The sequence below is a fragment of the Smaragdicoccus niigatensis DSM 44881 = NBRC 103563 genome, assembly GCF_000380645.1.
Taxonomy (GTDB): domain Bacteria; phylum Actinomycetota; class Actinomycetes; order Mycobacteriales; family Mycobacteriaceae; genus Smaragdicoccus; species Smaragdicoccus niigatensis.
Window position 1 is genome coordinate 471,000 of sequence record NZ_AQXZ01000019.1, and the last position, 22,353, is coordinate 493,352.

General features: G+C 60.4%; 7 protein-coding genes. 3 read left to right on the forward strand and 4 right to left on the reverse strand.

Annotation, left to right across the window (positions count from 1 at the left end; translation table 11 throughout):
• Positions 1–293 precede the first annotated feature (293 nt).
• The 4 genes from F600_RS0123515 to F600_RS0123530 form a co-directional block, all read right to left on the reverse strand.
• Positions 294–2,495 carry a UvrD-helicase domain-containing protein gene (locus F600_RS0123515; RefSeq protein ID WP_018163121.1) on the reverse strand — a complete coding sequence of 734 codons (2,202 nt, stop codon included), beginning with the start codon at positions 2,493–2,495 and terminating at the stop codon, positions 294–296.
• Complete coding sequence (locus F600_RS0123520) at positions 2,495–8,716, reverse strand: DEAD/DEAH box helicase (RefSeq protein WP_018163122.1); 6,222 nt, start codon at positions 8,714–8,716, stop codon at positions 2,495–2,497. Before F600_RS0123520 ends, F600_RS0123515 begins: the two co-directional genes overlap by 1 nt.
• Positions 8,713–12,168 (reverse strand): Eco57I restriction-modification methylase domain-containing protein, encoded by a 3,456-nt coding sequence (locus F600_RS0123525; protein ID WP_211220112.1) that lies wholly within the window; start codon positions 12,166–12,168, stop codon positions 8,713–8,715. Before F600_RS0123525 ends, F600_RS0123520 begins: the two co-directional genes overlap by 4 nt.
• An 842-nt stretch (positions 12,169–13,010) precedes the next feature.
• Positions 13,011–15,641 (reverse strand): helicase-related protein, encoded by a 2,631-nt coding sequence (locus F600_RS0123530; RefSeq protein WP_245541615.1) that lies wholly within the window; start codon positions 15,639–15,641, stop codon positions 13,011–13,013.
• A gap of 385 nt (positions 15,642–16,026) precedes the next feature.
• Here F600_RS0123530 and F600_RS0123535 point away from each other — a divergent pair, with 385 nt between their 5' ends.
• From F600_RS0123535 to F600_RS0123545, 3 genes are all read left to right on the forward strand, one after another.
• On the forward strand, positions 16,027–17,304 hold the full coding sequence (locus F600_RS0123535; RefSeq protein WP_156024795.1) for a DUF6361 family protein: 1,278 nt from the start codon (positions 16,027–16,029) through the stop codon (positions 17,302–17,304).
• Positions 17,301–19,061: a phospholipase D-like domain-containing protein gene (locus tag F600_RS0123540; protein WP_018163126.1), complete on the forward strand. Its 1,761-nt coding sequence runs from the start codon at positions 17,301–17,303 to the stop codon at positions 19,059–19,061. The genes F600_RS0123535 and F600_RS0123540 overlap by 4 nt, the downstream gene beginning before the upstream one ends.
• A gap of 95 nt (positions 19,062–19,156) precedes the next feature.
• Positions 19,157–22,141, forward strand: a complete 2,985-nt coding sequence (locus F600_RS0123545; protein WP_018163127.1) for a DEAD/DEAH box helicase — start codon at positions 19,157–19,159, stop codon at positions 22,139–22,141.
• Positions 22,142–22,353 lie beyond the last annotated feature (212 nt).

The window sequence follows — 22,353 nt, forward strand, 5'->3', positions numbered from 1 at the left end:
GAGTGGCTCAGGTCGGAGGGTTCCCGGTGTAGTCGACGCTTCCCTGACCCCGCGCAGTTATCCACGAATTTGCCACGTCACATCAGGTCGCTCCAGTGACAGAATCCAGGGAGGCGAGCCTCTAAGATTTCTCTTGGGGCCAAGAAACAACCCGATCGATCGATGAGACAAACGTGGCAGCCGACATCCGCCCTCGTTTGGTGAATTGATCTTGGTCGCCATGGCCAAACACGCGACAACACGGCGGAACTACGTCCGCTGGGATTTGATCGACAAACGTCAATGGCGATCCATCAGATTGCAGGCAGCAGATCACTCGGCTCACCGCTGTACAGGACCGCGAGGACGTCACGAGCCCTCGTCGCCGCCACGTACAGCAGAGACCTCTCCCGACGGAGAACTTCCGCACGCTCGGCTTCGGGTAGCAACGACATCCGATACTCCGACGGAATGCCGTCCTTGCTCACACCCAACAGGATGACCCGCGAGAACTCCATACCTTTGCTTCGGTGCATCGTCATAACGGTTGGCTTGCCGGCTACCGCCTGGCCGTCTCGATCAACGAAACGCGCCTCAGCACCGTGTTCCGCCAGCCGACGGGGAAGGTTCTCGCCGTCTTTCCGGGTGGAGACAAGCAGCCCTATTGGACCCACCGAATCTCCCCACTCGAGCAGCAGCTGGGCAGCCTTCGCGTACACATCTCCGAGTGAGTCGCACCTGATCACGAGCGGCTTGGGACCACTTCGCGCCGACCGGTAACCCGCATTCACGACCGGCTCGTCTCCAAGATCCACATACTGCTCGCCGCTGAGAATCCCGAGCGCGTACCGGAGATTCTCCTCGGTCGTTCGGTAGTTCAACGTCAGTCGACGAGACCGACCTCGTATGTCAAAGCCGAACCGACTCAGCACAATTTGGTTTCCGTAGATTCGTTGATTCGAATCCTCGGCCAGAAACACGTCGTTCGGACCAGGACGCACAAGCGCTCGAAGAAGAACCAGTCGTGTCGGACTCAAGTCTTGCGCCTCGTCGACGAGCACATGATCCGCTAATCGCTTGCCGGACATGTCGAGATACTTCGCAGCGACCATGGCGCGCTCGTCCCAGTCGCTCGCTCCACTCGCCGCCGCGGCCGACCGATACGCCTCGAACACATCCCAAACCATTGAACGCTTTGGACGGTCAAGCGCAACTCCGCGACCTGGCCGCCTGACCCGCAAGTACCCCTCCCGGGTCGTGATCCCGTTCGGAAGAACCACCAGCGAATACTCGGACGAGAGGAATCCTGGCGACCGAAGCTCGGACGGGAGGCTAGACCCTGCTGCTGCGTTCGCCCAGGCGCCGTCCTCCACCAGCCCCAGGATGTTCGCTCCACGCGGGCCGAGGACCGCTGCCACCGGACCCGAATCCTGGGCCGAGGCACCAAGCGCATGCCCGGCGGTTGTCAGAATGCGGTGACCGATCGCGTCAATGCCGCCGATGTAGATACCTGGTTGACCAAGGTCGGAGGCAATCTTTACGTCGCGGTCGAGGACTTTGAGTTGGTCTTCCAGGGCATCTGCCAGCGTGCGGTTGAATGTCGTAAGGATGATTCGGGCAGATGGATTCGCCCTCGCCAGCGCGCGCGCTCGGTGCAGCAGCACGACCGTCTTTCCGGTGCCCGCGCCACCCGAAAGCCGTGCTGAACCGTTGTAGTGCTTCTCGACATAGGCCCTCTGCTCAGGGTGCAGATACACCCGCCAGGCGTGAAAGTCGTTTTTCTCGAGAATGTCGCGAAGCGAATCGTCATCGCCGTTGATGAATGCAAATTCCATTTGCGCAGCTGGGTGCTTTAGAGCGACCAGCAGATCGTCGTCGGACTCTGCGTCTGTCGACGTCTCGGAGATCGCATAAGCCTCGCGCACTTCGGAGAGCGGCTTGCCGGTGTAGATATCGAGCAGCGCCTCACCTTGCCACTTCGCCGGGGCTGTCCCCGCATAGTCGAGCAGAACTGACGGGTCAGCGATGTCGAGAGCTCCTTCGGCAAAAGCTGCGTCGATGCCGAGGTTGCTGAAGTCCGCGACAGTGAATTCACGCTGCCGGAGAGTCTTTTCGCCGCTCGAAGGCGGCTCTGCGACAACAGGCTGTTCCGGAACGGCCGGCGTCTCGCCCGCCTGCGAATCAGCGTCTGCTCGAATGAGCTCGGCAATTCCATTGCGCGGATTGACTGACAGCCTGACCTTGCGGGCCATTGCGATCGCGTCATCGTGCGGGAGCGTTCCGAAGTAGATGTAGTGCGCCTCGGCACCACTCCCCTGCACCTTCACCAACACCGCGCGGTAGAAGTCGTTGACTCGGCCGGTCCGGACACGAGGATCAATGCAGTTGTTGATCGGCTCAATGTGCAGGCCTGGCGTGGTGTCATCCTTCTGCAACTTGGAAAGGAACGCGTAGACCGCTTTCTGCGCGCTGCCGTCGACTTCGGCAACCGGAGGTCCCAACACGATCTGCGGCATTAGGACGACACCTTTCCAATCACTGCGGAAATTGCTGATACGTCGGCTTCGACGAGCTGCCAGCCAAGTTTGACGAGGTCGTTCTTATCTTCGTCAAACAACTCGACGTCCACGACGACTCGGCTGTCGGGCCACGTAATGCTCGTAGGTATTCCTTCGACTTCGGCGCCGACGGTCGGCCTCGGAAGTCCCGACTGCGCGATCTTGACGAGCAACTCGACCTCGAAAGCCGAGGGCAGCGCGTCCGCCAGCTCCTGCCAGCCTTCGGGCAACCCCGACGCATCAACATCGGGTTGGGCGCCAGTCTCGACGGCAGGACCGCCAAGCGCCATGTGCTTCCGAGTTGTAATGACGGTTTCAGCCACCCGCAGATTCAGCAGATTCGAAAGCCAGAGCCATTCCTGCCAGGATTCCTTGCCGTCGAGTCCAGCCTCCTCGTCGTCAAGGACAACAGCGGCCGCAAGAGTCGATCCATCAGCGACCGGGCGCAATGCGACAGCCAATCGTTCGCGCCGCCACACGATTGCATCTTGGCCGGGCGAGAGAGCCTCGTCCAGCGCAGCAATTGCGACCTCAGCCAGGTCAAATCCGACACCAGTCTGGACCTGGGAGGCTTGGGGCACCAGGAAAAACGGAAGCCAATGCGCGAGCCCACGCTTCTCTTCCGCTGACGGCGACTGAATCCACGCGAGCAGTTGTTCCATCGGTCCGCGTGCGATCAGATCGACCGCTCGAGCTGAGAGCTGGTCTCCTGCAGCTGCAAGTACGTGAGGAACCACTGCAGCCGAGAACCACGACGGACTCCGCGCCTCATTTACGTCATCCCAGCTGAACGACATGACGATGTATCCCTGTCCCCGCAAGTTCTGTCGCTTCTCGGCGTCATCCCAGAGTCGGTTGTTCACCACGCTCGCGTGGAACTCGAAACCATCAGTAAAGATGGCGACCGGAGGCACACCCGGCTTCTTCGACCGGAGTACAAAATCCGGCTTACTGCCTGCGATGTTCTGCTGCGGCTGAAGCGTCCAGGCGGAACCCGAACCGAGCGAGAAGTTCCACGCAATTCCCGTACCAGTCCAGAACGGCTCAATCGTCGCACCGAGAGCCTTCAGTCGCTCCTCAAGCACATTCCGGAAACGGATCTCGAGCGTGGATTCGCCAGGCTTTGCTGCCGGCCAGTCATGATCGACCGCCCACTTCATTTCCGTCGAGTCGCCAAGCAATTCGCGCAAACGGTTCTCCGCATATGCACGGTCGGTGTACTTGACCTGCGGAAGCCAGGCGAAGGGCAGCAGGCACTTATCGCAAGCGAGCTTTCCATCGTCTTTACACGGGCACTCCGCGACAACGTCAAGTGCCAGCTTGAGAATTGACCACACGATCGTCGGGTCAGCCAACTCAGCGAGGTAGCCGGTTCCTCCGGGAACGATGTCGTGAATCAGGAGTGCTCGCGCACCGCTGTCCGGATCTTGGACGGAGGCGATCTGGAGATGATCGGGAGCACCGCCGATCCTCTGTTGTAGCCCTAGCAGGAGCGCGGCAGTCATTGTTGGAATCGCGAACGGGTCGCTGGCGGTGGTCCAGTCACTCGGCAACCGCATGACCAAGCCTTCGGTAACCATCTTGCGTGCCAGCGCAATGCTGACAGTCTTCTCTTCCGGCGCATTTCGCAGCGAGCACCACGGACGGTGCTCCCGAGCCGAGTTCTGACCAGTCGCGAGATCGAGCTTTCCGCACTCCGAGCACAGGCGGAACATCGCGGCATTCCACTCGTCACCGGCTATCCAGCGCGAAGTTCCGGGAGCGTGGATCTTTCCGACATTCAGCCAGCGGAGGGTCAGACCGCGGATATGCTTCGCTCCCAGCCCAACGTCCTTGGCGTACCACTTTCGAGACTCGCCAGCACCGTCGATATCCGCGGCGAGTGCGATGTCGAAGCGCTCCCGCGTGCGCTCGTCGCGTACGTCGTCAATCGTGGCTTCTTCGCGACGGATCGCAGATGAAACAGCGGTCAGTTCGACAATGGGAAGTCGTTGGCCAATATCCGAGATGCCTGCGTCTCCGCACCTGGGACAAGTTGCCGGCGTTGCCTCCTCGTCGATGAATCCGCACTTCGGGCAGCACGCCCAGCGCCGAATCGCCTCGCCTTCGACGCCCAGGTCAATTGCATCAATCGCGATCGCAAAACCGTTTGCATAGAAGGTCGACCCCGGCGCGAAATCCCGAAGAGCCTGAGCAGATCCGCGGGACAGCTCAAATGAAGTGTCGTCGTAAGTCTGCGTTTCGGGGTCCATCCACGACACAGACACGGCAAGAGTGACTGAGTCGTCGAGCAGCGTGTAGTTCGGGAAAAGCCCGAACGCTTCGAGCGTGCTGATCCAGTATTCGCTGCGCAGGTCGCTGATCTGCTTGTTGGTCAGGTTCAGGGCCGCCAAGGCGGTCCGATACTGTCGGCGATCGTCTTCAGTTGCTGCAGCTGAATTGGCTTTTTCCTGCAATGCGGGGAGTACGCCTTGAACCTGTGTGCGCCTGTGCCCCAACGTCTCCAGACGCTTGCCCCATGCCAGCGAAGCTTGGTGGCACCGCTCTGCAAGACCGCCGCCCGGCGCCGCCCACTCCCGAAGCCGCTCAACAACGTCATCATCAAGCGACGCGAACCCACTGACGAAAGCATCAATCAACGATGCGTCGCTTTCAGCCACGTGAATAAGCGTCCCAAGATAGGTGGCTTCGCCGGTCGACGACAGAGCTTCGACCGTGTTTCGGGGGTGCGGCATGTCCTTTGCACGCGCCAGCCGGTCCGCGACCGATGCGACGAACTGGCGACGAAGGATCTCTTCCGCATCAAGGTAAGTCGCGGGCGGCCTTACGGCCCCATTGATTACTTCAAGCGGACGCGAGAAGCGCGGTAGCTGATCACCCCGAGCAGTCACGAACGCCAGGTTGAAAGCATTGCCGGTGATGCGGCCGGCACGACCCACGCGCTGCAGGTAATTCGCGACGGTCTTCGGCAGCGATGCAAGCATGACCGCTGACAGGTCTCCGATGTCGATACCCATCTCAAGGGTCGGCGTCGCGACGAGCACGTTCGGCGCGTTCGGCGCCGGTTCCTTCGCCTTGAACTGGTCCTCGTACTCGAGCCGAACCTTGTCTTCGAGAAGGCTCGTGTGCTCCCGCGCGACGACTCGGCGGACGTCGTGCGATCCGTACATCTGTCGGTAGAAGTTGTCCCGCAACGGCATCGATCGCTGAGTTCCCGCGCACCGAGTGACGAAGCACGGTCCTTTCGCGAGCCGGTCGACAACGTGTGGAGCGGCGATCGTGACGGCATTGCAGTCGTCGCACTGTAGGGCGACGTCACCGCTGGCCATCTCGTCAGCAGTGACCGCCCGGACGACGACCTTGCGTGGGTCGAGGTGATAGGTCGTCGCGCCACTGGTCGAGGTCGCTGTCCCCAACACTCCACGGCTCGCCAACTGAAGAAACAGCAGGCGGGACAGCGTTGCACCGTCGTTGTTGCTGTCGAGCCCAAGAGCCTTCTTGGTCCATCCGGCATACCAGCCGCGGCTGGAAGCCACAGGCTCGAGATCGGCATCTTTGGTCTTGATCGTCCCGAGCACTGGGAAGCCTGGCGCGGAATTGCCCTTACCGAATCCGGGCATACCTTCTTGTCGTTTGCGTCCACCGGTAATCCACCAGCGGTTTCCGTCGTCATTCCGGAACTTCGCGAACCACTCGTGCTCGATCGCGCCGCGCGTGCGCAGGCGCTCGATGACCCCGACCACCCACCGCAGTAGGTCCTGCTCGGTCGTCTCCTCAATCGCCATCTGTGTTCCGACCGCTGCTTCCCAGACATCGCGTGCGCAACGTGTGAGAAGAGCCGGGTTCTCGTCGAGCTCGGCAATCGCGCTTCCCGAGAGTTCAAGGGTGCGACCTACGTCTGACCGCAAACCGAACTCAAGCTCGATATCCAGCAGTAGACGCTTCTCAACCCAGCCGCGAACCTGGCGCGGGACCTGTCGCAGCGTGGGTGCCGACCAGAACTTTTCAAACTTCTCGCGGGCCGCTAGCTCGGGCGGAAGCAGACGGTAGCGCTTACCTTGGTCGTCGCCGGCTAGGTCGACTACACGATCGACGAGCTTCGTCAGGCTGATTTCCTCGCCACCAATTGCCTGCCGGATCAACGATCGAAGCGTCAGGGCATGCGAACGCGCCTGAACAAAACCAGCGCGGTGCGCGGCGTCCTGAACGCTGTCGGTGAAAACCAGTGCTTTCTTTTCACGGGGATCCAGTCCAGGGGAACCGAACAGCCCGAATAGCGAGACCGACAGCATGGTCGCTATAGCTGAACCAAGGAACCGAATACCTTCCGCACGGAGGCACGATGGGCAGACGTCCTTGCCGGAGAGCTCGGCGGCGTTGTCGCCCTTGTGCGTCAGCACCGGCAGGACAACCGACTCCTCGTCGCCTGCGTGCTTCGAGACGAGCTTTCGCTCGCCGACGTCGAGCCACATCAGGCCAGAATCGTCCTCCGGCTTCTCCCCTGCGCGGTCCCCTTCCGCGGGTGCGTAGATCAGGGGACGGAATCGGTTGTCGCCTTTGAGGTGCTTGGACCGAATCGATTCGTCGTTGCTCTCAAGGTCCCACCCGGTCGGGGCAAGCACAACGCCCCACCCAGACCGGTGACAGTGCCGGCAGTAGATGGCTGGGAATGCACGAAGCTTGTGTCCGGCGTTGTCCGTGGTGATGACACCGTCGTCTTCCCAAACCAGTCGCGGCGAGCCGGCCGCTTCACGTCCGACGCGAGTGAGTTCACGAATCCATAGGTGCGCTTCAACCGAGACTGCAGCTCGGTCGCATTCCTTGCGGAGATGACTCAACATCCCGATAACGGCTTCGAAGAACGCCTCTACGTCGGCGGGTTTCGCAACGGCAATTTCGCGTGCATTGACGGTTGCGGCGGCGAGGTCAACCAGCGAGATCGCGTCAGTTGACACAGTGATCACCGACTGGATGAAGTGGTGCTGCTTCGCCAGTTCGAGAAGATCGCCTGGCTCCGAATTCGAAATCGCTTCGCGGGCCGCCGGCTCATATAGGGCCCCAAGAGTTTCAACTGCCAAATCGGCGGGACGAGTTGGCTTGGGGAGCTTCGCGATCCGTTCAGTGACCTCGCGAATCAGTCCTGCGTCGACCTCGACTTGCGTCCAGCCGGACGGTTTCGACTGGGCCCATTCTTCAATGCTGAGACGTGACTCAGTGACGACGGCCGACTCGTCGAACCGTTCACCGAATACGGTTTCGGCGAACGCAAGCATCGTCGTCGGATCGCCCTTGTCGCCCAGTGTTGCTGATGTCGCAATCGGCGTGATGCGACCAAGGGGCCGCTGCCAGTCCTCAGACGTGAGAGTCGAATCTTCCTTGTTCCAGTAGCTCTTGAGCGTTAGGCCGAGACGCCGCAGGAGCATCGAGACGTCGGTTCCTTGAGCGCCGTCATAGGTATGGAACTCGTCGAGCACCAGGTACTGGAGGCTGTGAGCGCTCTGCTGCCAGATCCTCGCGTCGGAGTGGCGCAGCAGGAGCTGGTCGAGCATCTTGTAGTTAGTCAGGAGGATGTCTGGCGCGGTATCGCGAATGATCTCCCGGCTTGTGATCAGGCCGTCGGCGCTGACCTTCGACCGTTCCGGGCCTTGCTGACCGGTGTAGAGAGCCGCTGTAACACCACTAATCGCGTCGTTGTTGACGATCATCGATGCCAAACGCCCGGCCTGGTCGTTGGCGAGGGCGTTCATCGGGTACAGAATGATCGCCTTGGTGCCAGTTGTGCCCTGCCGCTTGGCCCGTTGGACGTGGTCAAGGATTGGGTATAGGAATGCCTCGGTCTTTCCAGATCCTGTTCCCGTCGTGACAAGGGTTGGAAGTGGTCGCGTTCCGTTCAGGCTGCTCAGGCGCTCGAATGCCTTTGCCTGATGGCCGTACGGGATGAAGCCCTCGTACCACTCCAGACTTTTGCGCCATCCGTCGTCGGCGGGCCGAAACGGCAGGCGGAGACGAACGTAAGGCCCGCGGAAGAGACCGGTTTCCGGGTGCTGAAGGAACTCTTCCAGGGCGTTTCGCGCGTCGACATCTGCAAGCGAGAAGGTCGTCCCCAGGTAGTCGAGCAGGCTGTCGCGGATGGACGCTGCCTGCGAGGTGGGGAGCAGTTCGAAGTCGGCGGCTGTCATTCGACGAGGTCCTTGAACCGGCCGTATGCCTCACGCATCGCCATCTCGCGGTCGAAACCCGCCTTGCGGTCGTATCCGTGCAGAACGGGAAATTGGGTGCGATAGACAGTGCAGAGTTCGCTGGCAGAAAGCTGGAGCCCGAGCGCGACCAAAGCGTCGATCTCTATCAGGGCCAGTCGACGATCTGCCAAATTTCGGAGCGGAGTGCTCCACTTCCATTCTGTGCCCATTACGTCCTTCCAAAGGTCGCCGTAAGCATCCGTCACGCAATTCAAGCGAAGCGCACGCTCCACTAGATGCGGCCTAAGAGCAGGATGCGTCGCCATCGGCAGCCGCGAGAAGCTGTTTTCGTAGATGTTGCTCTTCGGAGCTGTCCGAACCGCAAAGTCCGCGACGAGTGACGCGGCATTAGCAGCGACAAGCGCCAATTCTTCCCTGTCACCTGACGCCACCGAAAACAGACCGTTGACGTGGGCGGCACCCGGCGGAATGATTGCAGCGATGAGCGTTCGCTCATTCTTATTGGCGGCCATTTTTCGCCATGCGACACGGTAATAGTCGCGAGCCTCAACCGACCGCCCGCCGACTTGCCACGCCGTGTAAGCCTTCCGGTATTGGCTGGTACTGCCCGCGGGACTATATGACGTTGCTGGAATCGCATCAGCGGCCAGAGTCTCGAAATTGGTCGCAGTCCAGTCCTGGTTGTGTTTCATTGTCGGATTGGGCGACTTGTTTATCGGAGTCGCGACATAGATATGCGGACCCTGCAGGATCGCATCAGCCCACGCATTAGGCACAGACCATCTGGCCTCAAGGAGCCCTTTCTTGCGATCAATCGTTTCGTCCCAGCCGCGCGAGAAGTTGAGTCCGAGCGCACCAATCCTCGGCGCCTGAGCAAGCCTTTCGAGAACAGTTGCAACAGCGCGATTGACCGTGTACACCATCCGAGATTGTTCTGGTGGGCAACTCCCTTGTTCCAGAATGTCGTTCCAGGACGACAGGACGGCTTTGTCCACCGTCGATATCCGCCCGGCATGCGGACTCAAGTCCCAACTACCGGCGTCATTCTTGATGCCAGGTTCAGCCCCGGACCCATCGTGGATGAGTGACCGGTCGATCGTATCCGGGTGGTAGATGGACGATGCGGTCATGAACCCAACCTGCCGACTTGGCCCATAAACATGGACGCCGAACTGTTTCTTGTCGTCAATCTCAAAAAGGATGAGCTCGTTTACAAACTGCCAGTGCCGCCGTAGTCGCCGGTAGGTGGCGGCTCTCAGCAATCCGGCCTTCTCATCCGTGAAGTGCGTCTCTGGATGGATTAGCGACACAACCCCGCGCTGCCCCATTGATCGCCACGTTCGCTCCATGAAGCACCGGTAGAGATCCGGCTGAAGGCCCTTCAGGTGCGGGTACAGCCGTTCATCCCCCACGAACGCCGCGAGGCAGACAACGTCTGAAGTACCTCCGACCACCAACTCACGCATGCCGGGCAGGGCGAGGGCCTGCGTACGGTGGTCCGCTGTCTCTTGTTCGGTCGATTTGCCTTTCAGCGAGAACCACGGGTCGCCCTCAGCAAGCAGGGCATCGACATCAGAGCGTGGCCGCACCCATGGCGGATTTCCGACTTGAAGGTCAAAGCCGCCGCGCGCGAACACTGTCGCGAAGTCAAGCTCCCAATGGAAGAACCCGTTCTGCTTCGCGATTCGGTCGCACTCAGCGAGCCACCGATACGTGTCCAGAAGGCGCACCGAATCGACCGCTCCAGCAAACATCAGGTCCGCTTCCTCGGCTTCGGCCAGCTCATCCCACGTCGCGACTTCCCCGAAGCTGATCTGGGCTTCATGCCCGCGCCGAACCTTGCCCTCGACACCTAGCAGACCCTTCAACGCTTCAATCCAGACAGAAACCGTCGGCGGGTTCACGTCTGTGGTCAGCGTCCAGAACCACAGTGCACACCAGGCGTCCATTGCTCGACGAAGACGTCGATATGCGCCATTCGGATCAGAAAGAGATTGCTCAATCTGTTCACGAGTAACGCCGCCGCCTACGGGCAGATCGTCGGCACCCCAGACCGTGATGTCCCGCCGAATCTCGGCCTCCGCGATCTGCAACCTGCGAGTTGCCAGATCCCAAAGTCGTTCCGCACGCAAAGTGAGATTCTTGAGATCCCTGACCTGCGCGGCGGTGAGCTTGGGTTTGATCGATGAACGCCACTGCTTGAGCCGGGAAAACGCCTCAGGCGCAAGAGTCTTCGCTTCCTTCGCCTCGACAGCGCTTGCCCACCCATCGCATGGCTTCAGGAACTCAAAGATCCCACCGGCGAGAAATTTCCGCGCGCCGACAAGTGAGTTTCCACGCCGCAAGTGCAGACCAAACCACGGCGCGGCGAGCCCCTCACCCATCGTCGCCAGCCACAGCGAGATCTCTGCGAACTCAACGGCTGTCGCATTGAGGTCCACTCCGTAAACCTGATGCAGAGCCAGATAGGCCTTGACCTTCTGCAATTCGGCAGCGTACTGATCAGGATCGATGCGCTTACCAAGCTCATGCTGACGACGAGTCAGATACTCCTCTGCCAGCTGCTGCACTGCCTCGATGGCGAATGCGCCCGAACCGAGTGCGGGCTCGCAGACAGTTAGGTCAAGAATCTCGCGTGCGGTCGTCTTCTTGCCGTCCTGATCGAGCAGTTCAGCGAGAGCCTGGCTAACGGTGAAACGCGTCAACACCTCTGGCGTGTAATAGGACGCCGACTGCTGCCGCTCACGACCAGCCAACCGGAACACGAATGTCCCGCGCTCATGAAGAACTGGCTTGCTCTCGCCAGTTGTCTCATCGACCGCCCGCACGAAGTCCGACTCGCTGATGCCGCCAATTCGGTCGTGAGGAACGACCCACGATCCCTTTGACGAGTCGCCGTTCTTCGCGACCTCGTACAGATCGGTCTCGGCGAAAAATCCGGTGTACGACATCAGGCCCTCGTAGACCGCTCCGAGCTGGTTAATACCCAGCTCCGCGTACGAGATGAATCCGCGATCACGCCCAGACTGCTTCTTGCTGAGTAGCAGGTGTCGCAGCACGCGCTGGAGCTCGCCGTTACCAAGCTTGACCTCATCGATGTGCTTCGTGGCGCGGTCGAGGAACAGATCCGCCTTCAGCGCATTGAAAGTCAGCCCCTCGGCCTGCGAACCGTCCTCGTCGTTAGCCTTCCCGCCGTCGTGTCCCCTGTCGATCAGTTTGAAGAGCACAGCGAGCGAATCGAACAGGTGCGTCCCGTTGAGCGATCGCGGACTCGCCAACTCAACCAGCGTGAGGTCCCGGAGCCTGTCGAGGCTGTACCCACGCTCGTAGGCCTGCTCCCCGATCGGCAAAACACCCAACTCAGGCGATGCCTCGGCGTACAGCAGGAAGAGAATCCGATAGAGGAAACGCAGCGACTGCTGGGCAAGCACCTGTGCCTGGTCCTGCGGTAGTGGGTCAAGCCCCTTGGCTCGGCGACGATTCACGACCTCGTTCGCGATGATCTCGATCGAGAGCCGTACGCCCTCACGCAAGTCCTGCGATACACCGACAGTGTGCTTAACCGATTCGTCGAAAACCTCCGTCCACCAGACATTTCCCTCAGCGTCAGGCGCAACCGACTCAGCGCAAATGCAGGTCAGGGCAGTATCGATCTCGCCGCCTTTGGTGGCGTCAGCGCGCTCGCCCACGAGCTGTAGATCGACGGCAAGGTAACGCCCCTCGGGCCACCGCTCACGCTCGGAGAAGACGAGCGTCGATCCCGCAAAGACAAGGGCAAATTGCGGACCCTCATCGGCGACGAACAGATGCGACAAGAGCCGTGCAACCGACCGCAGCTCTGTCTTCTCGTCGACCGCAAATGGCTGCAGGAGGGTGTCGGCATCCTTATCGAGCAGCGTCTCCAGTGACAGGCTCGCCTGCGCATCAATCAGTGCGAGTGGAGGTGCACCAGACAGTCCGCTCGCACGAACCGTCAAGATGCTGTCGAGCGCCTCAACGTCGAAGCCAAGGGCATCGAACCCAAGCACGGTTCGCAGCTGGCGATACAGCTCAGGCAGATCGACAGTGCCTTCTCCGAGATTCGCGAACGCCTTTCCTAGCGGATCCCGGGCCTCCATATATCGCGACCGCACAGTCGGGTCAACGTCGTTCTTGGACTCGTCCCAAGCCTTGCGGCGGGCCAGGACTCGCGCGCGAAAAGACTGTCGTGTCGCATCAGTGCCGAAGTAGTGCTCGCTGACGAACTCTCCGCCGAGGATGATCGTGTCACTCATCAGTTCTCTCCGATCAGGTCAGCGACTGTGGCGTCGACGGGGATCACTACAAGAAGTGGCCGAACAAGCGTGCGGTCTGGATTCATCTCCAAAGCGAGCTTGGCCTCCTCATCGACGCGGGATCGTCTGTCCTTCAGATCCCGTCGCTGGGTGAGAGCGTTCGCCTCTTGCTTCCACTTCTCTGCGCGATCAATCCAGCGCTCAATTCGACCTCTGGTCTCGGTCTTGATCGCGTCGATCTGGTCCCCGACCACAGCCTGCGCTGACTTCACAGCTTGCTGGACGTAGGGCTGCAGCTGCTCCACACCCTCGATCTCGCCAGTGTTGATCGGAGCCAGCTTCAACCGATCAATCGCCGCACGCGCCGATGGGAACGGCCGAGCGAAACCGTCGAAACCGAAAGGAAACTCGACATTGATGTAGCTCGAAGCGACGACCTGGCCGCGGGTATTGGTCAGCGTCGCCTGTGCCAAAACGGTCGGCACGGCAACGTCCCCTCGCACCGCGAAGACTTCGTTGCGGCCGAGCTCGGCTAGCGCTCGGTCGCTTGCCCAGTCGATGATCGGATGCAGCGGGGCGAGGTAGTGAGCCTCAGGCCAGGCAGACGTCGACTCTCCCGACCGGGCAGCGATGAGCTCCTGCTGGCCACGAGTCACCGTGAAAGCAAGCCGGAACAACTCGGTCACCTTGCGCGCTGTCAAATACGACTGTGGCAGGAGCTGCAGACGCTGCTTCAAGTCCTTCGGCGGTTTCAGTGCCGCCGATTTGTGTGTGTCGTTGCGCTTCCACGCCACTCCGTTGGGCGGTTCCTGCCCCGGGGTTTTGAGGAATTCGTCGAGCGCGTCAGACAAATAGTCAATCTCTGCCGCGTAGAGCCCTCCGGATTCGACGACCGGCTCGGCGGCTACCGGTTGCGACGGAAGCGCCAGCAACCGTGCAAGGAGGCCATCGAGTCCACCCGATGCCTGCACCTGTGCGACGGTCTTCACGACATCATCAAGGTTCTTCTTGCGGGCGAGAACGTCGCGGATCGCGTCTTCCTCAGCCTTCACGTCGTAGGTGCCGATGAGGGATGCCGAGTCGCCGAGCGCTCCATGCGCCTCGTGCTCGCGCTCAATCAGCCGCGTCAGAACCCTGATGTCACCAGCGAACTCGTCGGTGGTTGGCTCGAGAAGCAGCGTCGTGATCTCAGGACGGTGTTTCTGGCCGTAGCGGTCGATACGTCCGTTGCGCTGCTCAATGCGGATAAGCGACCACGGAATGTCGAAGTGGATCAAGTGGTGGCACTGACTGTGCAGGTTCACACCCTCGGACGCGACGTCGCCTGTGACCAGCACTCGAATCGGCGAAGACTCGAGCTTGAAGGATTCGACGATCGCCTGCTGTTCCTGATCAGACCGACCACCGTGCAGGATCTGGACCTGATCCTTGCTGAATTTGAATTCCTTCATCACTCGCTTCTGGAGCCAGCCGAGCGTCATGACGCGCTCAGCGAAGACGACGGCGCGAGTGCCGCTGCCCTGCTTGACGCCGATTTTTGCGAGGTACTCGACCAGTGCGTCGTACTTTGCTGACTTTCCAATTTCGGCTTGCTCGGCGAGCTTCAGGAGTCGGTTCAATGCGTCCTGCTCGACAGGGTCGATCTGGCGCTTGAGGCGCTCGTTGCACGACTGGACAAGCGCTGCGGGCGAAGACAGATACGCCTTTGCGAGCGTCCACGGGAAGAGCGGCACCGAAGTGGGAGCACTGCCAGCCTTCGGGTGGAGCCAGACGTCGTTAAGCTCATGGGCAATGTCGTTCTCGATAGGCGATGCCGGAACCATCACGTTGCGGGGTTCGAGACGCTCGGCCCAGTCCGAGCCGACCTCGCCCTTGACGTCTGGGTGGTGACGGTGGCGGCGAATGATGAGGCGCTTGACCTGTTCCTCATCGATCGTTCCGTCGGCCTTCACCGCACTCGGCTCGAGCATGCGGACCAGCTCGGCGAACGATTCCGCCTTGCCGTTGTGCGGCGTTGCAGACGCAAGAATGAGGGCGTCCGTGCGCGACGCCAGAAGTCGGGCAAGACGATTGTTCTGCGACATCGTGTTCGTCACGTTGTGCGATTCGTCGATGACCACCGCATCCCACCGCTGCTTGCGCAGGTGAGCGATGTACTTGTCGCTCTTCAAAGTGTCGATTGAGATGATGACGCGCTTGTAATAGGTGAACGGGTTGCGGTTCGCGGGCAGCTCCCGACGGATGCGCTGGATGCCGGCGGAGTCGAGGCGCACGAACGGCAGAGCGAAGCGGGTCCACATTTCCATCTGGAACTGTTCGAGCACGTGCTTCGGGGTGACGACGAGAATGCGTTCTCCACGGCCACGGCGAACAAGCTCAGCAAGAATCATGCCGATTTCGAGAGTCTTGCCGAGTCCGACGGCGTCGGCGAGAAGGATGCGGGGTCGGAGATTGTCGGGGTCGAGGGCTTGGCGGACTGCCTTCAGCTGGTAGTTCAGAGTGTCCGCGAGTGCTCGGTTCGCGACGGTAAGGTCCGGGTCCGCAATCGGCACGGGTGTCTTCCGGAGCATTGCTTCAAGCCACAGTCTCGTCTTGCGGTAGCCATCGGAGTTGTCGCTCTTGACCTGCATACCCGCTGGGTCGGACTCTATGATTTCGTCGAGAGCCGTTGAGAAGGTCGCTTCGGTGTCACGGACGAGCTCTGACAGACCAATGACGTGGACGAGGAAGCCGTCGGTTGCTGGTTCAACAGCACTAACGAGCCAATCCTCATCTCGCACAACAACTGTCGAACCGGGTGCAGCAGTGAACGCGACGGTCAACGCGAGATCCCCCTGGATTGGCTTTGGCCGAACATAGCCTTTTGCACTTTTCTACACCCCGGGTCTGACAGTTCTTCGCGCGATAGCGTCCACCGAGTCAATGTCCGTCGTATGAATGACATGGCGAACTCCTGAACATCCGTCCTTGACATTCGCAATCCGGGCGCCACGAGCTCCGGTAAAGATGGTCGACATGGTTAGCCAAGTCGCCTGGCTCAACTTCGATGCGGAACAGCAGCGCCGAACCCAACTGATGATGGCTGCGCTCACCTCTCAAGGCGCGGTCGACGAGCTCGGTCTAGGGATCGCCCGAGACCTCATTGCAGACGTACTTCACCCGGGACTAAGCGTTCTGCATACTCGCGCCCGTTATCTGCTTTTCGTCCCCCGTGCGTTTCGCCACTTGAAAGGTCACTCAGTAGACAAGCTGCAGGCTGAAGCCCAGCGAGCAGAGGGAAAGCTTGTCAATCAGCTCGTAGCCCATTACGCAAACATTGGCATCCCCGACGAGTACGGCATCATCGGTCGCCGAACTGCCGGCGACACGAAGCAGCCGCCTAGCTTTGCGTACTGGGGTCTGATCCGAAGCCTTGAGATTCTGCGCATCGGCGGCTCGTCCTCCGACTACTTCCGCGCTCTGGCCGGAATCAACTCCGCCGGAACGGCGCACTCGCTACTGCATAGTGAGGACGACGAGGCGGCTGGGACAGATTCACTGTGGCGTGAGATTCCTAAACAACCCGACGTTTTTGGTGGCTTCGAACTCACTGCCGATGAGGCGCACTTCCTACAGGACCGTGCGATCTCCTCAGAACGGCGAAATCCTGAGCATCGGTCTCTCTTCTCATGGCTGCTCGACCCAGCTCACGAATCGTGGTTCAGTGGGATGCGCTACGCGTGGGAATATCCACTCGCCAGCGAATTCCCTTCCCACACAAATTATGTGATGCATCTCGGTCGGGATCTCGACCGCTTCATTCACGGTGCGCGGATTCTCTACAACTACCTGTGTGCAGTTCAGATGCCGCCGACAGACAAGAAAGATGAGTGGATCGAACGCTATCGAAGCGCGATGGAAGCCTGGTCGGCTGAATTGTCTGCAGAACCGGTTTCCGCCGAAAGGCTCGACCAGCTAAACGGATGGGCGCTTTTTCAGATGGCGAACAGGAGGGCCTCGCAGGGCGCACTCGCGCGCTGGAGGTCGACCTACCGATTCATTAAGGACTGGGAAACTTGCCTTGGCCGCGGCACGAGCCTCCTTGCCAACTCGGTGGCGGCAGACCTGATCACCCGCCGCGAGAAGGCGCTGAAGCCCGGCCGAGCTCGACTTAACAACCCGGACAAGCTGCGCGTCTGGCTTGGCGCATCCGGATACTTCCGCTTCGACTACAACTGGGCTGTTTGCGATCGACTGCTGACCGATATCCACCGGGGCCTTGGCACCACGATCACGGCGGTCGATGCGCAATGACCCTGGCGCTGAACGAGATGGCGATGCTCCGAGATGCTCTCAAGCCACCCGCTGGAATGCAGCTTGACGCGGCCGTTGGGACCACCTTTACGCTGGATCTGACGGCACTGCTCGCGATACCGGTCGCGGCGACACTCGATCAAGAACCTAACGACGACCGCGCCGAAATTCTCGAAACCATTCGTCGGTACTCCGACTCAACCGTGCTGTTCTGCCAAGCGGGAGCGATCTCAGTACCGGCAAGGTATCGCGAGGCTCTCACGTTCGTCGAGCAGACAGTCGTCGAGGTGAAGAAGCCGAAGAACGGGATCTTCCATCCAAAGATGTGGGCGCTTCGGTTCACCAACCACGGGTCGGTGCACCACCGTGTACTCGTTCTGAGCCGAAACCTGACGTTCGACCGGGCTTGGGACATCATCATCCGCATCGACGAGGACGACGACGGGGTCAGTACATTCGACAGCTCCGACCTGGTCGAGTTTCTCCAGTCATTAGAGCCGCAAGCTGCGCGACTCATGACGACCAAGCAGAAGGAGCTTGTGCGGTCGCTGACCACGAGCATCACGGACGCAAAGCTAGCGATCCCGCGGCCCTTCGAATCCGGCCGCTTTCTGTCTCTACCCGGCCGCGGGCGCGACCGTCCGTTCCGCGGCGGCAGTGACAATGCACTCGCGATCTCACCCTTTCTGTCGGCGTCATCAGCCTCGAGGTTCTTTAAGGATGCGAAGCGATCGGCGGTCGTCTCACGGACGGCGGCACTGAACGCCTCCGCCAGCGGACTCACCGGGGTTCGGCGAACTTTGCGACTTCGCGACGACTTCTTCGACATCCAACGCGACCTTGAAACGGGTCTCGACGACCCTGTAGAAGGTGAGGACGAGCGGCCCGCAATGCGTGGACTTCACGCTAAGGTTCTGGTGAAGGACAGAGGGAGCAGGTCCACGTCGTGGTTCGGCTCGACGAACTTGACGCAGGGTGCATTCGCGACAAATGTCGAATTCCTTGTCGAACTCACCGGACCAACCGCGTGGGTTGGATGCAATGCGCTACTCAGTCCCAAACCCAGGCAGGACAACTTGTCATGGCTCGTCGAGGCCCACGACCTTGAACCATCCGACGACGAGGACAGTGAAGTCACTGAATTTGAGGGCCAACTGCAGGATCTGGCATCTCGCTCATTCACGATAAGCCTCGCGCCATCAGTCGACGATCAGTGGGATGCGACGCTTCGAGTCACACCATGGGACAGCCGCGCCTCGGCGTTACGCGTCTCCCTGCTGTCGCTGCCAAACGACGCCCGCGTGTTGGATAAGGAGGGCGGCGCAACCTGGGAGTACGTCCCAGTACGTCATCTGACTCCTTTCGTCCTGATCGAACTGACGTCGCCAAGGCAGTCACAGCGCACGGTTGTCCGCGCCGACCTGATTGGTGGTCCGGAAGGACGGCGCAACCTCGTGCTCGCGAACGCAATTGCTTCGCGCGAAGACTTCTACGCCTACCTCTACGCGCTACTCGGTGTCGAATCAGGGCTCGGAGCAAGCGCATCCACCGAATCGATGTTCTTGGGGTGGGCATCAGGCGCCGGGGCGGATCGCATACTCGAAGACTTGCTGACGACAGTGTCACGCGAGCCGAGCCGGCTGGACTCACTCGACCAGACGATTCAACAGTTGAAGGGAAAGGTCGACGTCGTGCCAGCTGAATTCCACGAGGTGTGGGACGCGATCAACGAAGTCCGGAAGTCTGCTCAGCGATGAATAGGCATGGGCCACGTCCTGACACTGTGCTGGCCAGCGTGCTCGACGGACTCAAACCCTTCCAACGCAAAACCTTCGAAACCGTCGCTGAAGCTATGTTCGATCACGGCCAGAGACGGTTCCTAGTCGCCGACGAGGTCGGTCTCGGAAAGACGAAGATCGCACGAGCGATGGTCTCGGAAACGATAAGGCGCTTATGGGATGACCAGTCGGTCGACCGGATCGACATTATCTACATCTGCTCTAACGGCCAGATCGCGCGGCAAAATATCGAGGATCTACGCATCCTCGGTGGCTCGTCGCCAAAGGTGGCTGATCGCATCACGATGCTTCCCCGGGTTCTAGCCGACCTAGGCAAGTCCAGAGTCAACGTAGTTGCCTTCACCCCCGATACGTCGCTGCGAATGGGTGTCAGCGCAGGCCGAATCGCCGAGCGGGCGATGCTGCACAAACTGCTTAGCCACCCCGATGTGCTTGGGTCACGGCTCCTTCGCCGCGGCGGCGCGATGCGCCTGTTTCAGGGCAAAGCCCATCGCGAGACGCTCAACCGAGAGCTCGGCTATCTCGAGAAATTCGCCCCCCCAGCAATCGTCACAACCCGCTTCGGCGAAACAATCCGCGAACGCCAGTTAGACGCCGATTTCGAGCGCTTCTCCGATGGCCGACTCAAGCTGACGGAAGCCGAACGGAACAAGTACATCGGAAGGCTCCGCACCGCGCTGGCTGAGGTGTGCATCGAGCTCCTCACGCCGGATCTGATCATTCTCGACGAGTTCCAGCGGTTCACATCGATCATGCGAGGTGAGGGCGATGACGGCGAACTCGCAAACCTGCTGTTCGACCAGGAATCCGCACGAGTACTCCTGCTGTCCGCAACTCCCTACAAGACTCTGACCGGATCCGACGACGGCGAGAGCCATCACGAAGGTTTCATCGAAACGATTCAGTTCCTCCTCGGCGACACGCGAAGCGAACGGCTCGACGTTCTGAGGGAAGGACTTCGTAACCTTCGGAGTGGCGTCACCTCGGGCGTGGAACCGAAGGCACTTTCGAAGACGCGCGACCAGGTGCAGGAGATTCTCCGGAGCGTGATGGTTCGCACTGAGCGCCTGGCGGCGACACCAGACCGCGACGGCATGCTCGATACTTCGGGCACCGTGAGGTGCACGGTGACTGCACAGGATGTCTCCAGTTTCGTCGCCGTGGACAAGGTCGCCCAGCAGCTCGACCGCATCCCATCAATGGTCGAATTCTGGAAGTCCGCTCCATACCTGTTCAACTTCATGGACGACTACAAGGTCAAGATGCATATCAAGGCGCGTTGGGGCTCCGACGACGACCTGCATGCGGCGATGCGCGGGTCGCACATGCTGGACCTATCGTCGTTCGAGAATTTCTCGATCGCGGACCCTAAGAACGGCCGCTTGCGCTGGCTGATTGATGACCTCGATGCGCAGCGCGCCTTCGACCGACTTTGGATACCACCCTCGCTTCCGCAGACCGAACTGCGGGGCGCGTACGCCGAGGCGGGTGGGTGGACAAAGAGGCTTGTCTTCTCGGGCTGGGGCGTCGTTCCTAAGGCGGTCGCAGGTCTCATTTCCTACGAGTACGAGCGGCGCCACCATAATCCGGACTTCACGCACGGCGACCGAGTCAAGGACGCGGACCACCTTGCGTTGCCGGCGCAAGGTGCAGCTTCTTTGCGCTTCACCAGCCTGTCGCTCCTACTGCCATGCCGGCGACTTGCCGAAATCGGAGACCCAATTCGGCTGGCACGGGTGCTCGACCAACCCCTTCCTTTATCAATCGAAGTACTTCGCGACCACGTTAGGAGTGAGCTCGAGGCCGCTCTTCGCGATCTGCTCGCCAGTTCAGATTCAGTCGGACCTGCTCAGAATCACTGGTACGCGATCGCTCTAGCCCACCTTGACCCGGACGTTCTGCTAATCGCCGCGCACGACTGGCATCGCACCGACAAGGAGCACCGTGGTCTGGACGACCACTTGGCGGAGCTTCGTCGACTGATGTCGGACCCAGGTACGTGGGGCCGTCCGCCAATGGATTTGCTCGACCGGCTCACTGACATTGCGCTAGCCAGCCCGACCATCGCAGCTCAGCGCGCACTCTTGCGTCTTGCCAGCCAGTTCGATCAGGAACCTTCTCGCCTGGACCTTGGGCGAAGCGCGGCGGCAATCGGTTGGGCATTTCGGTCAGTCTTCAATTCGCCCGAGGCCTATCAGATGATCGCCCGGTCTGGCGTCCCTTACTGGCGAGGAATTCTGGACCACTGCTCCGACGGAGGACTCGGTAGTGTTCTCGACGAGTGGTTCCACTTAGTGCCCGAACAGCTGAGACTCGGACGAACTTCAGAAAACCCGCTCCGTGAGATAACTGATGCCGTTACGCGAGTTCTGACGCTAGAAGGCGGTGGAATCTCGGCAGACTTCTTCGACGTTCTCGATGCAGACGGTCAGCCGACGTCCAAGAGCTTTCGCACGCACTTTGCGATGCGATTTGGCCAAGCACGCGGCGTGACAGCTGAAGGCGATAACCCGGTCGACGTGCGCAGAGCTTTCAACTCACCCTTCAGACCATTCGTTCTGGTATCAACTTCGGTCGGTCAAGAGGGGCTGGACTTTCACCACTACGCTCACGCCGTCGTGCACTGGAACTTGCCGCACAATCCGGTCGACCTCGAACAACGAGAAGGTCGAGTGCACCGGTATAAGAATCATGCGGTCCGGAAAAACATAGCCGCACAGTACGGCGCGTCTCGGGCGCTGGTTGCCGGCGAGGATCCATGGACCCAGCTCTTCTCACTAGCCAACGATGGGTCCGGAGGAATGACCCCATGGTGGGTTTTTAACGGCCAGTTCAAGATTCAGCGACTCGTGCCGACCCTTCCCCTCAGCCGCGAAGTCGTCAAGCTCCAGGAGTTGGTCAAAGCCACCACGCTTTACAGAATGACGATTGGCCAGCCGCGCCAGGCCGAGTTACTCGAGGTCTTGTCCGGAATGAGTCCCGAGGAGCAGGAAGCCGTGAGAAGCGCGCTTACGATCGACTTGGGGCCTAGGCGATAGGCACTCAGCGGGCCCTGCTGAGTTCGACGAGACAGGGTTCGACAACCGCTCTCAGCGATACAGAGTCGGTGACGATGAATCTGCGATTCCCCCGCAGCACTTTCGGGCGGTTTGCGAGGATCAGATCCATCGGCATTGAATCGACACGGGGTGTCAAATTGGCCAGGACAACATATGCACCCAGGGGCACTTCTGGATTTCACGTCACCCTC

Bases quoted from the DNA above. Each gene is read 5' to 3' on its own strand.
- F600_RS0123515 (WP_018163121.1), bottom strand. From the start codon at position 2,495: ATGCCGCAGATCGTGTTGGGACCTCCGGTTGCCGAAGTCGACGGCAGC.
- F600_RS0123520 (WP_018163122.1), bottom strand. From the start codon at position 8,716: ATGACAGCCGCCGACTTCGAACTGCTCCCCACCTCGCAGGCAGCGTCC.
- F600_RS0123530 (WP_245541615.1), bottom strand. From the start codon at position 15,641: ATGCAGGTCAAGAGCGACAACTCCGATGGCTACCGCAAGACGAGACTG.
- F600_RS0123535 (WP_156024795.1), top strand. From the start codon at position 16,027: ATGGTTAGCCAAGTCGCCTGGCTCAACTTCGATGCGGAACAGCAGCGC.
- F600_RS0123540 (WP_018163126.1), top strand. From the start codon at position 17,301: ATGACCCTGGCGCTGAACGAGATGGCGATGCTCCGAGATGCTCTCAAG.
- F600_RS0123545 (WP_018163127.1), top strand. From the start codon at position 19,157: ATGTTCGATCACGGCCAGAGACGGTTCCTAGTCGCCGACGAGGTCGGT.